Source organism: Streptomyces sp. NPDC048255 (genome assembly GCF_040652415.1).
Taxonomy (GTDB): domain Bacteria; phylum Actinomycetota; class Actinomycetes; order Streptomycetales; family Streptomycetaceae; genus Streptomyces.
Map to the genome: position 1 here is coordinate 47,539 of NZ_JBEZMA010000045.1, position 13,655 is coordinate 61,193.

The 13,655-nt window shown below is 68.9% G+C and carries 14 protein-coding genes; 3 read left to right on the forward strand and 11 right to left on the reverse strand.

What is annotated here, in order from left to right:
- Positions 1 to 30 precede the first annotated feature (30 nt).
- Both AB0D94_RS28055 and AB0D94_RS28060 read right to left on the reverse strand, forming a co-directional pair.
- On the reverse strand, positions 31 to 864 hold the full coding sequence (locus AB0D94_RS28055) for an ABC transporter permease (protein WP_362056924.1): 834 nt from the start codon (positions 862 to 864) through the stop codon (positions 31 to 33).
- Between the two features lie 406 nt (positions 865 to 1,270).
- The gene (locus AB0D94_RS28060; protein WP_362056927.1) at positions 1,271 to 1,420 is read right to left on the reverse strand and encodes a hypothetical protein; all 150 of its coding nucleotides are present in this window, start codon (positions 1,418 to 1,420) and stop codon (positions 1,271 to 1,273) included.
- A gap of 658 nt (positions 1,421 to 2,078) precedes the next feature.
- Between AB0D94_RS28060 and AB0D94_RS28065 the strand changes: the two genes are divergently transcribed.
- A complete protein-coding gene (locus AB0D94_RS28065) occupies positions 2,079 to 2,408 on the forward strand; it encodes a hypothetical protein (RefSeq protein WP_362056930.1) in 330 nt (109 codons plus the stop codon).
- A gap of 119 nt (positions 2,409 to 2,527) precedes the next feature.
- Here AB0D94_RS28065 and AB0D94_RS28070 read toward each other — a convergent pair whose 3' ends face one another.
- Entirely contained in the window at positions 2,528 to 3,529 is a 1,002-nt protein-coding gene (locus tag AB0D94_RS28070; RefSeq protein WP_362056933.1) for an endonuclease/exonuclease/phosphatase family protein, read from the reverse strand.
- 234 nt (positions 3,530 to 3,763) lie between these two features.
- Between AB0D94_RS28070 and AB0D94_RS28075 the strand changes: the two genes are divergently transcribed.
- On the forward strand, positions 3,764 to 4,402 hold the full coding sequence (locus AB0D94_RS28075) for a hypothetical protein (RefSeq protein WP_362056966.1): 639 nt from the start codon (positions 3,764 to 3,766) through the stop codon (positions 4,400 to 4,402).
- A gap of 125 nt (positions 4,403 to 4,527) precedes the next feature.
- Here the strand turns inward: AB0D94_RS28075 and AB0D94_RS28080 are convergent, their stop codons facing one another.
- Together AB0D94_RS28080 and AB0D94_RS28085 are read right to left on the reverse strand one after the other, a co-directional pair.
- A complete protein-coding gene (locus tag AB0D94_RS28080) occupies positions 4,528 to 5,757 on the reverse strand; it encodes a cytochrome P450 (RefSeq protein WP_362056936.1) in 1,230 nt (409 codons plus the stop codon).
- 189 nt (positions 5,758 to 5,946) lie between these two features.
- Positions 5,947 to 7,590 (reverse strand): histidine decarboxylase, encoded by a 1,644-nt coding sequence (locus tag AB0D94_RS28085; protein ID WP_362056939.1) that lies wholly within the window; start codon positions 7,588 to 7,590, stop codon positions 5,947 to 5,949.
- A gap of 730 nt (positions 7,591 to 8,320) precedes the next feature.
- On the opposite strand from AB0D94_RS28085, the gene AB0D94_RS28090 reads away from it, so the two are divergent.
- Complete coding sequence (locus tag AB0D94_RS28090) at positions 8,321 to 8,764, forward strand: hypothetical protein (RefSeq protein WP_362056942.1); 444 nt, start codon at positions 8,321 to 8,323, stop codon at positions 8,762 to 8,764.
- A 129-nt stretch (positions 8,765 to 8,893) separates the two neighbouring features.
- Here the strand turns inward: AB0D94_RS28090 and AB0D94_RS28095 are convergent, their stop codons facing one another.
- From AB0D94_RS28095 to AB0D94_RS28120, 6 genes are all read right to left on the reverse strand, one after another.
- Complete coding sequence (locus AB0D94_RS28095) at positions 8,894 to 9,469, reverse strand: hypothetical protein (protein WP_362056945.1); 576 nt, start codon at positions 9,467 to 9,469, stop codon at positions 8,894 to 8,896.
- Between the two features lie 209 nt (positions 9,470 to 9,678).
- Positions 9,679 to 10,647, reverse strand: a complete 969-nt coding sequence (locus AB0D94_RS28100) for a hypothetical protein (RefSeq protein WP_362056948.1) — start codon at positions 10,645 to 10,647, stop codon at positions 9,679 to 9,681.
- Positions 10,648 to 11,029: 382 nt separating this feature from the next.
- On the reverse strand, positions 11,030 to 11,320 hold the full coding sequence (locus tag AB0D94_RS28105; protein ID WP_362056969.1) for a GNAT family N-acetyltransferase: 291 nt from the start codon (positions 11,318 to 11,320) through the stop codon (positions 11,030 to 11,032).
- Positions 11,248 to 12,018, reverse strand: a complete 771-nt coding sequence (locus tag AB0D94_RS28110; protein WP_362056951.1) for a hypothetical protein — start codon at positions 12,016 to 12,018, stop codon at positions 11,248 to 11,250. The genes AB0D94_RS28105 and AB0D94_RS28110 overlap by 73 nt, the downstream gene beginning before the upstream one ends.
- Positions 12,019 to 12,765, reverse strand: a complete 747-nt coding sequence (locus tag AB0D94_RS28115) for a methyltransferase domain-containing protein (RefSeq protein ID WP_362056954.1) — start codon at positions 12,763 to 12,765, stop codon at positions 12,019 to 12,021. It lies immediately after the preceding gene.
- Between the two features lie 212 nt (positions 12,766 to 12,977).
- The gene (locus AB0D94_RS28120; RefSeq protein ID WP_362056957.1) at positions 12,978 to 13,535 is read right to left on the reverse strand and encodes an EF-hand domain-containing protein; all 558 of its coding nucleotides are present in this window, start codon (positions 13,533 to 13,535) and stop codon (positions 12,978 to 12,980) included.
- Between the last annotated feature and the right edge of the window lie 120 nt (positions 13,536 to 13,655).

Below are 13,655 nucleotides of genomic sequence, written 5' to 3' on the forward strand. Positions count from 1 at the left end.
AGGTCCCGAGCCGGCGCCCGTGTCGAACGATCACCCGTGAGGGCGGCTCGCGGCAGCCGGACGCCGCGTCCCTTCGGCTGCTTCTTGACCGCCTTGCCGATGGAGCTTGCCGCGGGCGATGAGTTCCAGTGTCAGGGCGATGGCCAGTGCCTCCACGGCGAGCAGGGCGATGAGAACGAAGACCTGGACGGCGCCGGCCAGCACGGGGGAGGCTCCGGCGAGCAGCATGCCGACGAAGGCGCCCGGGAGGGTGACCAGTCCCACCGTGCGTGTCTGGTCGAGGGCGGGCAACAGGGCGTCCGAGGCGGCTCCCCGGGCCACCTCGAGGCGTGCGTCGCGTTCCAGGAGGCCGAGTGCCATGCCGGCCTCGACCTCACCGTGCCGGAGGGCGAGTTCATCCAATGACCGGCGCCCGGCGAGCACGGTCGCTGTGAGCGCGCCGCCCATGAGAATGCCGGTGACGGGAACGATCGCAAGGCCGGGCATGGTCAGTAGCCCGCTCACGACGAGGCCGGCCACGACGGGTGCCACCGCAGCTGCGATCGGCAGGGCAGCCCACCACCAGGTGCCGTTCGGGGTGATGCGGCGACCCGCGGTACGCGTCGCCACGGCGAACATCACGCAGAGGAACCCGATGAGGGCGGCGGTGTGGCGGATCGCCCAGCCGATCACCAGGGCCACCGCAGCCAGTTGTACGGCAGCCCGTACACCGGCCACCACGATCTCCCGAGCCCTCGCGTACGACGCGTCCGGGGACAACCGGAAGAACACGGCGACGGCAGTGGCGGCGAGGAGCAGGACGATCAGTGCGACAGCGAGCGCTGTGTTGACGGGCAGCAAGGTCTCAGCGGCAAGGGCATGCACCCATGGAGACTACCCAGCCGGACGTCTGGACTCTTGAATCAGCGCTGACCTGGAGTCGCTGCCGCACAGCCGCACAGCCGCACAGCCGCACAGCCGCACAGCCGCACAGCCGCACTTCCGTACTGCCGATCGGCGTCCGAGTTGGGTCAACCCGACCTTGCATCTCCGATGACCGCGCCGGAGGGATGGGGGAGGGGGAGTAGGACGGCACCATTGGGTTCGTAAGCCTGTTGCGGGTCGGCGACGGACGGTGTTGGCTCTCTTTGGATCATGCCTGGCGGCAGTGCTGGGCATATTGACCAGGGGGGATCCTCATGCGTACTCAACGAGTTCGCGGACTCGCGGCTGCTGTTGCCGTATCCGGCGTAGTTTCTGGCCTCGCTCTCGCGACCGGCATGGCCCAGGCCTACTCCACGACGTCGGCTCCGACGTCGAGCCCGACATGCACGCCGGCGCCGACCCGCGCGCCGGTCCCGACGTCGCAGCCCACGTCCGCGCCGGTGCCGACGTCGCAGCCCACGTCCGCGCCGGTGCCGACGCCGTATCTGACGTCCACGCCGGCCCCGACCTACACGCCGGTTCCGTCGTCGTACCCGACGTCCGCGCCGGTGCCGTCGTCGACGCCGGTTCCGACGTCGTACCCCACGTCCACGCCGGCCCCGACCTACACGCCGGTCCCGACGCCGAACCCCACATGCACCCCAGTCCCGACCTACACGCCGGCTCCGACGTCGAAGCCCACGTCCGCGCCGGTGCCAACGTACACGCCGGCTCCGACGACGAACCCCACGGGGGTCCCGCCGACTTCCGCGCACCCGATGGTGAAGTAGCACCCCGGCAGCGCTGAAGGGGCCGAAACCGCCCAGCTCGAGCTTGCCTCAGCTGGTCGTCGGCGCCCCGCACCGTTGCCGGATCGGTGCGCAAGATGGGTGCTGGCCCCGATGTGTGGGGGTGGTGGGGTAGGTGATGCTCGGGTGGAGGAACACCCCTGCGGCCCTTTCGGTGCTGATCGTGGAGTGGCGTACTGGCGGCCGTCCGGGTGCTCGTGGCCACGGCACGAACGGAGTCCGCGCCGATGACTACCCCACCCCTTCCCCTCGCAGGTGTACGAGGGCACCAGTTACCCGCACCCCGTGATCCGGTACGAGTTCTGGCACGAGGCCATGGTGGCAAGCTTGCACGGTCGCCGCAGGAAGCGTGCCAGACGTCACAGCTTGGACGGCTGGAAGGACTGCGTGGTCGCGTTCAACGCGCTTGAATGGGTGGTGTTCCGCTCCGAGTACGGCGAGGGGACGCGGGGCAACACGGGTTTTCTGCTGCCGGTGACCCCCTTGAAGTACGGCGCCGCATTTGTCCTGGGGCGCCATCTGGCTGAGGACGACGTCCTCCTTCGCGACACGGTCGCGTTGGGTGGAGACCTCTTCGGCACCGAGAGCCGACACTGGCACGCCCGCGAGCTCATGCACGGCCCGGAGTCCCGGTCCCTGACGGACCGTACCTTCTGGTTCCACAAGACGTACGAGGCCTCAGTCTTCGTCAACTGACCTGCATCTCTCCTCACCGCTGCAGTGAACCACGGCGGGTACCGACGCCACCCCGGCCGGGTGCTGCAGGCGCAGCCTGCGGAGGAGACCTCTGGGTGTGACGGGCTGGGCGTCCGGAGTCAGCCGAAGTCGAAGGTGGCGACGACGGGGGCGTGGTCGGACTCGGGGTACTTGTCGTCGGTGGCGAAGGCGATGGAGTCGTCGTGGAGGATCTCGTTGTGGATCTCTGAGCCGCGGTAGTGGGCGAGGAGGTTGCGGGTGACGAGCATGTGGTCGATCATCTGGCCGCGGCCGTGGTGGAAGAGGGTGTAGCGGGCCTCGTCCGGGACGGTGTTCTCGATGGGGACCAGGACCCGGGTGGCGAGCTCCCTGTTGTTGGTGTCCTCGACGTTCCCGCAGATCGCCAGTACGGGGACTTCTTCGGGCTCCGCGTTGAAGTCGCCGGCGACGACGATCCGGGCGTCCGGATCGGCGTCGAGGATCTGGTCGATGAGGCGCCTGACTTCCAGGGCCTGGCTCATGCGCTTCATGGACGACAGGAAGCTGCCTTCGGCCCAGCTGTCGGCGGTGAGCCAGAAGTCGCCCTTCGGGGTGCTGACCACCTGGCCGGGGATGTCGGTGGGGTGCTTGGATTTCAGGTGGACGGTGATGACATGCAGCAGGCGGCCGGGTTCTGCGTGGTCGATGTCGATCTGCGCGTGCAGGATGGGCCGCTCGATGCCGATCGCCACCGGCTGAGGGTCGGGGGGATTGGCGGTGAGCCGTTGGTAGCGGGGCTCGTTGACCAGGTGGTTCTTCAGCTGCTGGTGCTTGATGACCGGCAGGTGGGTGGCGATGACCAGGTTGCGCAGTTCGAAGACCACATCGTCTTGGGGCTTGGTGCTGACCAGGGGCGCGCCGTCGAGGTTGGTGCCGGTGAGCAGTTCCTTCAGGGCGAGCAGGTCGCGTGGCTGGCCGGGGCGTTTCTGCCCGTGGACTTCCTGGAAGCAGGCGATGTCGGCGCGCAGCCGCTGGATCTGAGGTCTCATCAGTGCGATGCGCTCTTCCAGAGACGGATGCGCTGTCGGGAGGGTTTCGTCGAAGTTCTCGAGGTTGAACGTGGCAATCCGGATCTGTGTCACAGGTGCCCCCAGGGACGTGATGGCCGGGAAACGCAGCGTAGCCAGAGCTTCCTGATGCTGGAGGTGAGGCACGCTCGGCGTTACGCCGACTGCCGGGCGTCACGGGTTGCGCTCCCTTGTGCCTGTCCGGTCGGCAGACGGCCCGCTCGGCTCCCTTGGCGGAGGTGAGGGTGCTCGGTGCAATCGGGAGGCGATACGGGCGGGGGATGAGGAAGACTTCGCCGGGTGATCGTGATGCAGCCCGTCTTGGAGATGTTCGCACCTGACGGCTTCGACCTCTGGCCCGTCGCCGAGGTCGAGTCGTTCGGCTACCTGCCTCTCGGCGGTGGGCTCTCACCCGCTGAGGTCGGGACGGCGGTGATGCACATCGCCATCGCCGGCTGCAACGACATCGACCCCGACGGAGACCGCCCGACTCGTCCGGCCGACGCACTTGACCGGTTCCTTCACGGACTGCTGACCTGCGACAACCTCTTCGCGGCCGGCGGCCTGCGGGTCACCGACCACTCCACAGGCGTCACCTTCCTGCCCGGCTGCTGCGATGGACTGGAGGACTGGCGTGACTGGCACCAGTTCGTCGACGGCGGCAGCCTGCTCGGATTCGGCCACGACCCCGTATCACCGGTTGCGGAGCGCTTCGGCGACACCGTCCGGCTCACCGTCAACGCCGACCAGAGCGACAGTCCGGTGATTGAGCTGTCCGTCACCGAGCTCCGTCACCTGCTCGCCGGTGCCGAGCGCGACCTGGCCGACTTCCTCGCGCTGGCAGCCGACTGGGCCTCCAAGCACCTGCCTCGTCACTGCACTTCCGTCACGGCCGCCCTCGCCCGCGTTCTCGACCTTCCCGCGCCGGCCACAGCGCCGGAGCCGTAGGACAGCGGGCTCGGCTTCGCCGGCCAGGAAGGCAGGCCCTGGATTGTCATCGCGTGCGACGCAGTGAGCATGTTCGTGTGCACTGCCTGGGCACTTGGACACGCGTGTACGCCGACAGGAGGGCGTCAGCTGCTCGCCACGCCCAGTTGTGCTGCCACTGCCTGGCGGCGGCCTGGCGTGTACTCCGTTGCAGAGTCGCCGAGACCGTCCACGCAAAGGCGTGCGGTGTAGCGGGCGCCCCAGCCGGCTACGCGGGACTGCTCCGAAGGGTCGGCGCGGACGCCGGGGTGGACGTCGAGGATGCCGGCGACCAGGCCTTCTACGATGGCGGGAATGAACGCGCGCACGAGGCAGGCGTGTTCTCCGTATCCGAAGCTGACCAGGGGCTGCCGTCGGCGCCGGAGGTCGAAGGTGTCGGGCTGCTCGAACACCGTCTCGTCGCGGTTCGCGGAGCCGATCGCGGCCAGGACCTGTGCACCGGCGGGGAGGCGTGTGCCGCCCAGCTCCACCGGTCGGGTGGTCATGCGCTCGACGAGCCCGAACGGTGGCATCCAGCGCAGGACTTCGTGGACGGCATCGCCGAGAAGCTCCGGGTGGTCCCGGACAAGCCCCCGCTGGTCCGGGTCGTCGAACAGCGCGACCAGGAGGCTGCCTGCCGCCCACCCCGGTTCGGGAAGGGACGGGAGGACCACGCGGATCGTCGGGAGAACCGCCGCGACGCCTCGCGGACAGTCGCTTCCAGGGGTGATGTGCCGCCACCGTGCGATCGCCGAGGACGGGTCCGGGCCGAGGCCCTCGAACCAGGGGGTCAGCGCGGCGTCGAGCTCGTTCATGGCGGCGGCCGACACCGCGAGCTTGGCGGGGTCCCCCGGATCGAGGATGCCTAGCCATAGGTCCTGTGCCATGCGCAGCAGGGTCGTGCTGTCGACCTCGAGGCCCAGCATCCACCGGAACACCTCTGCCGCGACGGGTTGCAGGACCTCGCCCATGAGGTCGGCTCGCCCGTGCATGCCGGAGACCCGCTCGATGACCAGCTTCCGTGCGTGCTCTCGGGCCAGACCGGCCCGTTCGGGCTCGAAGAGCTCCTCGACGCTGGCGCGCAGCCCTTGGTGGATGCCGCCGCTACTCGAAAGGATGTTCTCTGATCCGTAGATCTCCGACATGGCGGACGGAAAGCTGGTGGTGAAGGTCTGGCTGTGGCTCATCACCTGACGCACGTCCTGCCAGCGCGTGACGAGCCAGCAGCCGAGCGCGGGGATCTCGGCCACAGGGTGGTCACGTCGAAGCCGCTGATAGATCGGATAGGGATCCGCGTGGAGCACCTCCGGCGTGATCGTGTCCAGGAACGAGGTCATGCGTCCTCCCGAATTGCTTCGCACGTGGTCTTCGAGCTTCCGGTCGCAGTGGAGTTTGCCGGGAGCCGGGGGCGGTGACGGGCCGACGGCTTGCGCCCTCGGCCTGTTGCCCCGCACGCGGGGAGGTGCGGGGCAACATCGCCAGGAGGCGGGCGGGCGGTTGCGGTCCTGGCTGCCCGCCCGCGCGGGTCAGCGCTGGTGGGGGAGCGGGGGTCGTTCGGCGTCCTGGTCGGCGGAGCGGTCGAAGGCTCCGGGGCGGGAGAGGTCCTCAAGGAGTTCGTCGATGAGCTCCTGGGTGACGTGCGGCATCACGTAGACGTGGCTGTAGTCGTGGCGGCGGCCACCGAGGTTGAGCGGGACGCAGGCCAGCGAGTACTTCTGCGTGATCTCGGCGCGAGGCTGCTGGAACCAGACGCTGAGCGCGTGGTTGCCGTGGCCGACTTCGATGCCGTCTTCCGCCCAGGGCTCGCCGCGTTCCTGCAGCTGCAGGCTGAGCTTGCGCAGCCGCTCGGCCGTGTACTCGGCGATCCGCAGGACCTCGGCGGCCTGCCGTACCTGCTGCTCCTCGCTGAACTGGGCGAGATGGTTCCACATGGCCAGGGAGGCGAATCCGCTGCGGGAGCCGGCGAAGGTGCTGTCCGGGGAGGAGACGACCGCCGGGTCGGACGGCGGGCGCAGCTTGGATCCGGCGCGGGACATGTAGATGCCGGTGGGGACGGGCGCCCCGGGGTACTTGTGGCCGCTGGTGACGATCGACGACACCTCGGGGATACGGAAGTCGAACACCGGCGGCGCGCTGTCGATCAGCCCGTTGTCGCGGGCCTTCTCCAGGTAGGGGGCGTAGGCGCCGCCCAGCGCTCCGTCGACGTGGATCCAGTAGCCGTTGCGGACACTGACACGCTTCGGGTCGTCGGGGTCGAAGCGCACGGTGCGGTCGACGAGGCCGTGCTTCTCGAAGACCGGGCGCAGGCGCTCGCACGCGGTCTGGACGTCGTCGTAGGCGCCCTTGAAGACGCTGCCGACGTTGAAGTTCACCAGGACGGGGTGGCCCTTGGCTGCGAAGAAGTCCACGAGTGCGACCAGGGCATCGACGTCGACGGTGCCGGGTCCCTCATCGCCGCCGGTGGTCGGCACTCCTCCGAGGGGCCAGCCGTTGTAGGTCTGCATCCCGGTGCCGACCAGGTCGATCGGGCACTCACCGGGGTAGAGGCTGCCGCCCAGGTCGTAGAAGGTCGGGATGTCCAGCACCCGCATCGCCTTGATGTGCGAGTAGTGCGTCTCCTGCGAGAAGAACGCCACCGGGGCGTAGGCGTTGGGGTTGTCGTCGGGGTGCTTGGCCCGCAGGTAGCTGGTCCGGCAGCTGGCGTCGCCGGAGACCTCGTCACGCACCAGGGCATTGCCGTCGAGGTAGTCACGCGCGTTCCACATCGCGTACAGGTTGCCCTCGGTGCTGCCCATGGACAGGACGTAGCCCCATCCGTCCTCGTCCCCGGGGTGGGCCGGGTCCTGGGGCAGGGGGGCGTGCCACAGGCGGGCGTAGTGCTCCAGGACCGCCCGCTCCAGCCACCGCGAGTGCAGGCTGTAGTTGCTGTCGACGAACGGGTCCCCGATGTTGTTGATGTGGTAGCCGAGGAAACGTCCGAGGGCGGCGTGGCCGTCGAGCGACAGGTTGACCTGGTACCCGAGCAGTCGCCCGCTCCGCTCGCCGAGGTACCTCTCCAGCTTGGCGAGGACCGCGATCCGCTGCTCATCGCTGTAGGCGTCGGTACCCAACCGGTAGTCGTCGTTGGCCGGCAGCGCCGCCAGAGGCGCATCGGAGTGTTCGGTAATCATTTCATGTCCGATTCTGAGCAAATTTTCGAAGCGGCATTCAGGGCGCTGAATCGCTACCGGACGGCAACGGCTTCGACAGATGCTCGTATCCAAAGAGATGAAGGTGGTTGCGAGAGTTGTCCGCCTGTATGACGTTCAACGGGCGGATAGCCGGAGCAACCCGTCACCGGGATTCTGGCCCGCGTATACGGCGGCAATTGCCATGTCCGGATGCCCTGCCCAGGGCCTCGCGGCACACAGGATATGCGTGACAGGGTGCCCCGATTGCCCGACTGTCTACGTTTACTCTCGCTCTAGTCATTTCGGGTGAAGAGGGTTTACTTTAAATTTCCCTGGAGCGCTTGGGGAGTGACGTTTCGGCAGCTATCGGGACAGCAGCTATGCGCCATCAGGAGTGCGCTGATGGCCGAATTGGCCCTGGGGGGAGGATCGGGCCGCCGGCCGCGCGGCGGCGGAGCACAGTGCGGAGCTTGTCGTCGGTGACGACCGGAGGCGGCCCTGGTCGCAGTTCCGTGAAACCTGTCCATGACGTGGGTGATCGCAGCGACGGAGTCAAACTTCTGGACCGCACACACCTCGTCCTTCAGGGGGAGATGGATCGTCCGCAGAGTCGATCCAGGTCCATGGGCTGCCCAGACACAGTGAGGGCATGACAACCCACACGGCGCACATCAATACGACGGCGACGGAACGGCCGGTTCCCCGGTGGGCAGCCGCTACAGCCCATGCAATGCCCTTGGTCGCACTGCCTGTCTGCCTATGGCGTCTGCCCATCGCCTTCGGCTACGGCATGGGCGGGGAGGTCCTGCCACCCTCACCCTGGAACATTCCCTACGTCGTCGGACTCAGCGTCCTGTCCGAAGCATTCGCACTGCTCAGCTTCGGCTTGGTCCGCCGGTGGGGAGAGGTTGTGCCCGACTGGATTCCCAAGCTCGGCGGCAGACGCATACCGCCCTTCGCAGCGATCCTCCCCGCGACGATCGGTGGCCTCTTCTTCACCGCCCTGATGGTCCACTGGGTGTTCGGGGCCTTCCGCCTCGGCGGTGCTGACGGCTTCCCGTACGCCGAAGGCTGGGACGTGCTGGCGATGACGGTCAGCGGTCTGTTCACCCTGTGGGGTCCCCTGCTGCTGGCCCTGACGTTCGCGTACCACCGCCGCCGTCGCTCTCGCTGAGCTGGTCCCACGCGCTTCACGGGAACTCCAGTCAGAGCCCTGAAAACGGCCGGCCGACGGCAGCGCGGACACGAGCACGGGACCGTCCGCGTCCCGCGTCCTCGCGGCTGCCGCGCTGGCGGCCGGGTCCTACCAGTCGTCGATGGCGGCGCCCACGCCCAACAGCAGCGACGCGCCCAGCGCGATCAGCGCCCACGTCCGCAGGCCGCCCGGATCGAGGGATCGCGCCGGCTCCGGCGAGACCTTGCCCCTCGGGTCGTGGACCACGGCAAGGTCGGCTCCGACCTCGGCCAGCTTGGAGTTCCTGCCGTTCAGCTCGTCCGGTCCGCCCAACGGGCAATCGAGCTTGTGGTCGTAGTACGTGCTGGTCGTCGTGGTCGAGTGCCCCTGGGCATCGGTGGACGTGCTCGTCTCGACGCGCCTGTCGACGTCCCGTACGACGCAGATGATCTCCACCCCGCGCTCTTCGAGGACAGCATGCTGCACGTGGCCGGAGACCAGGAAGACCCCGATGAGGGCGGCCAGCCCCGCCAGATGAGCGGCGAACGAATCGCTGCCCAGCCCGAAGAGGAACACCACCGCCCCCAGCGCCGCCGCCACCACGATGCCGGTGATCGCCCATCCAGTGGAGAGCGTGCCGAGGGCCTGGCCACGCGAACATGCGTAGGCCAGCCCGCCCACCACAAAGGGGAACATCATCGACACCAGCAGGTTTCTCGCTCGCCGCGGCACCCATATGCCGCCACCCCACCCCGTCATGCCTCCCAGCAAAACCCCGGAACGGCGCCTGCGTAAAGGGCGCGGAGGACTTGAGAGTTGAGGGCAGGCACCCGCCCGGGGCCCTCCGGCGTGAGGCCGAAGTCACCAGTGAACGTCCACGCGGCGCGGACGGACGGCGCGGACGGCGGGAGGTGTCAGCGTCGCAGAGCCGTACGGAGCGTGAGTCCGTGGTCGCGTCGCAGCCGGTACAGCTCCCAGCAGGACAGGGCCGTCACCGTGACGGGGGCGCCGAGGATGAAGACCACCCGGGCACCCGTCGGGACCTGGGCGTAGGTCCCGGTGATCACGTCCAGGAGCGCCATCTCCCACACCAGGACGCTGGCGAGGAGCGGCGGCAGCACTTCGTGGATGTCGGCGGTGCGGAAGACGTGCACCAGCGACAGTCCGATGCCGTAGAGGGCGAAGCCGATCGACCACAGGCACAGCACGACGATGGCGATCTTCCCGGGCAGCCCCACGGCATCCCGCACGCCCTCCAACTCCGGGGCCATGGCGAGGGCGGCGGTGCCCATGGACGCCATGATGGCCAATACCGAGCCGAGCGGGCGCAGGGCTCGACGCAGGTACACCCGGCGCAGCCCGTCCCGCGAGGCTGCCACGAAGGCGCCGACCACCACGGGGAAGGTGCAGACGAGTACCAGGACGCTGGACCAGCTCTGGTCGAGACGTTCGCTCGCCACGCCCTGGACGTCGGTCGCGCTCGCAACGGCGTTGTAGGTGACCATCAGGCCCACCCAGGCGACGAGTCCCAGCCCGGTCCGCCACAACTGGAGCTTGCGGACTTCCCGGTCCTCGACGATCCCGGGGCGTGAGGGACGGAAGGTCCGCTGGGCGGCGTACAGGGGGTTGTAGAGGCCGCGCAGGATGTTCCGGGCCCGCGACGGCTCTGCGCGCGGAGGCGGGACCGGCGGGTAGGCCGGCGCGTACGGGTATCCCGGCGGCGGGCCGGCCTGTGCGTACGGGTATCCCGGCGGCGGGCCGGCCTGTGCGTACGGGTAGCCCTGCGGGGGGACCGGTGGAGCGTAGGGGTGTCCCTGCGGCGGGTTCGCGGGGCCGCCGCCGCCCGTCAAGTCACCGTACCCACCGCTGCCGTAACCGCTCATGCCACGCACCCCCGATATCCTGCCCGGTCGAACCCAGGCATCCTAGGTCCTGCCCACCGCAGGCCCGGTCCGACCCCGTGCGGAGGGACTGGTCCACGGGGGACGAGCGCGCCCGAACAGCGGTGATGCGCTGACTGCTTGAGCTCGCCAGGGTTTGTTGAAGCCGATCCATCGAAACTTGCGGGCCACCATCGGAACGGTGCCGGTATTCTCGCGGACGTGATCTACGAGGGAACGATGGGTGGAAGCCTGGTCAGGCCGACTTCGCGACGCCAAGGTCCGGCTCGCCACGCTCGTCCAAGACGGCTGTCCCGACGGGATCGAGCGGATCCGCGTCCTGCTGGCATGGGCCGGAGTTCCCGCCCGGGAGTCCACCGGCGGCCTACGCGCACAGGGGGGTCGCGTGCATGCCGTAGCGGCGTTTGAAGTCGGGGTTGCGTCGTCCCAGTTCGATGCGGCTGCGGCCGGAGCCGATGGCATCCCTCATGACATCGGCGAACACCGCGTAGAACGGGCTGAAGCCGGGCGCCGCCGCGTAGTCCACGCCCACACACCAGTAGTGGTAGCGGTGCTGGTCGAGGAGGGTGATGGCGGATGCGATCAGGTGCCCGGAGCGGCGGAGTTCGATGACCCGGGCGCTGTCGCCCAGTGCCAGTACGAATGCCTGGAAGATGCCGGGCGGTTGTAGTCGGCGTTGCCGTACTTGGCGGCGGTGCGGCGGGCGAGTTCGACGAAGCCGTCGAGGTCGGCCTTCTGCGGGGGCTGGATCTCGGTGACGACTCCGGCTTCCTCGGCGCGGCGCAAGTCGTGGGTGAGGTTGCGGCGGGGCTTGCTCGGCAGCGTGGCGAGGTAGGCGTCCAGGCTGTGGAAGGGGGTGATGTCGAGTCCGTGCCCGTTCTCCGCCGGGACGGGAGTCATGCCGAGGCGTTCGAGCGCGGCTGCTGTCGGGCTGTCGGCGGGGACGTTGACGAAGCCGAAGTGTCCGGCGTCCCACTGGCCTGCGAGGTCGCGCAAGGTTCGGACGACGGTCGCGGTCGTTTCCTGGTCGGTGTCGGCTCCGGGCAGGGTGGTCTCGTAGCAGTGCCAGACGTGGCTGAGCAGGACGGGCCGCTGGTGTGCGGCGGGGAAGTGCTCGGCGAGGACGCGCATCGGGTCCACGCCGTGCTGGAGTGTGACGGGGACGGCGATGCCGGGCCGTGATGGATCCGGGTCTCCGGGTGGGGCGCACAGGTAGGCGTGGCGGAGTACCGGGTGCAGTGGAGTGTCCTCGAATGCCTGGAGGAAGGGCCGCTGGTAGAAGACGGGAGCGGTTGCCACGGCCGCGTCCCAGCCAGTGACGCCGTCTAAAGCGTGGTGGATTTCGATGCGCATCTACGCCGCGCCCCCGGCCTCGACGCTGTCGACGATCACGGTGTGGGGCGCGGTGAGGTAGTCGCGCCAGTAGCTCTCGCCGCGGACGGCGATGCCCTGTTCGGTCACGCTGGGGTCGGTCCAGCGCGGGCGGGTGAAGCCCGCCTCCAGCAGGGTCTCCTCCAGGGTGGCGCGCGTCCAGAAGCGGGCAGTGACGCACTCGTCGTGACCGGCGAAGCGGAGGTTCAAGGTGACCGGCGAGCCGTCGCCGGGCGGCTGCGGAGCGGTCAGGGTGAAGCCGTACGGGGCGTAGGAGACGGCGCCGGGGCTGAAGCCCGGATGGTTGGGCAGCGTCACGAAGCGTCCGCCGGGGCGCAGTGCCCGGGCGGCGGTGGCGCACAGTTGGCGCAGTTCGGCACGGGTGGTCGCGTACGGCAGGACGTAGACGCCCAGGACCAGGTCGAAGGCGCCGGCCAGCTGGTCGGGGAGGGCGCCGTGGACGTAGTCGATGCCGAGGGGTTCGGCCGCTTCCTCTGCGCGGGCGTGGCCGATCATCCCGGCGGAGATGTCGAGGCCCGTGGCGCGGGCGGCGCCCTGCTGCTTGAGCAGGCGGGTGTAGACGCCGGAGCCGCAGCCCAGGTCCAGTACGGCGGCTCCGTCGAGGCTGCCCAGGGCGCGCAGCACGCTGGGGGTCTCCAGGTGGGTGCGGAAGGCGGTGCCGGTGAAGTCGTCGTAGGTGTCCGGCAGGGTGTCGAACTGGCTGGTCATGGTTGTCCCTCAGAGGTTTCTCGTCGGTGCGGCTGCGTGCCCAGTCGTCCCAGGCCTCGATGTGCAGGTCGGTGTCGCAGATCCCGGCACGCAGCACACGGACGAGTACCTCACCCGCGGCCGGTACCGGGACCGGCATCTCAGACAGCTGTAAGCCGGGGCTGCCGTCCCCGGATTTCAGCAGCGCTTTCATCCGGGCTCCCGGCACGCGCTCAGGCGGACGGGGCGAAGGGGCCGATCAGCCAGATACCCGGAGCGTCGGCGTCGGCGCTGAGATAGAACTCGGAGATCGCCGTGCTGAACTCCTTGTGGCTGATCACGCCGTTCCCGTCCCGGTCGAGCCTCTTGAACGCCTCTCCGGAATGCTCCGGCGGAACTCCGAGCGAGGTGTACATGCGGACGTACTCGTCGCGGTTCAGCACCCCGTCGCCATCGGTGTCGAGCGCCTTCATCAGCGCATCGGCGATCGCGAGTACGGCGCCCTCGAAGTGCTGAGGAGAGGTGACGTTGGCCTCCATCACGGCGATGAACTCCTGCCGGGAGACCTGCCCGTCCCCGTCGGTGTCGCCGTGCTTCAGAAGCAGCTGCCACCACTCCTCGAAGGCATCGCGCATGGCTGTGGCATTCGCGTGGTCGTCCTCCGCGGCCAGCCCGGCGAACAGCCCTGCCATGGCTTGGAGATCGTCGTGAGTGAGCTGCCCGTCCCCACCCTGGTCGAACCAGTCGAAGAGGATGCTGAACTTCTGGCCCTCAGTGCCGAGGCAGCGCACATCCCGGCGCCGCGATCATGGAGAACGCTAAGAGCTGTCCCGTAACTGGACGGCGCCCCCTTGCCGACCCCGGATCGGACCGTGTCAGTGGCTGATGGCAGGATCGAGGGGTGCTGCTCA

Bases quoted from the DNA above. Each gene is read 5' to 3' on its own strand.
- AB0D94_RS28085 (WP_362056939.1), bottom strand. From the start codon at position 7,590: ATGATTACCGAACACTCCGATGCGCCTCTGGCGGCGCTGCCGGCCAAC.
- AB0D94_RS28115 (WP_362056954.1), bottom strand. From the start codon at position 12,765: ATGACCAGCCAGTTCGACACCCTGCCGGACACCTACGACGACTTCACC.
- AB0D94_RS28090 (WP_362056942.1), top strand. From the start codon at position 8,321: ATGCCCTTGGTCGCACTGCCTGTCTGCCTATGGCGTCTGCCCATCGCC.
- AB0D94_RS28110 (WP_362056951.1), bottom strand. From the start codon at position 12,018: ATGCGCATCGAAATCCACCACGCTTTAGACGGCGTCACTGGCTGGGAC.
- AB0D94_RS28080 (WP_362056936.1), bottom strand. From the start codon at position 5,757: ATGACCTCGTTCCTGGACACGATCACGCCGGAGGTGCTCCACGCGGAT.
- AB0D94_RS28075 (WP_362056966.1), top strand. From the start codon at position 3,764: ATGCAGCCCGTCTTGGAGATGTTCGCACCTGACGGCTTCGACCTCTGG.
- AB0D94_RS28100 (WP_362056948.1), bottom strand. From the start codon at position 10,647: ATGAGCGGTTACGGCAGCGGTGGGTACGGTGACTTGACGGGCGGCGGC.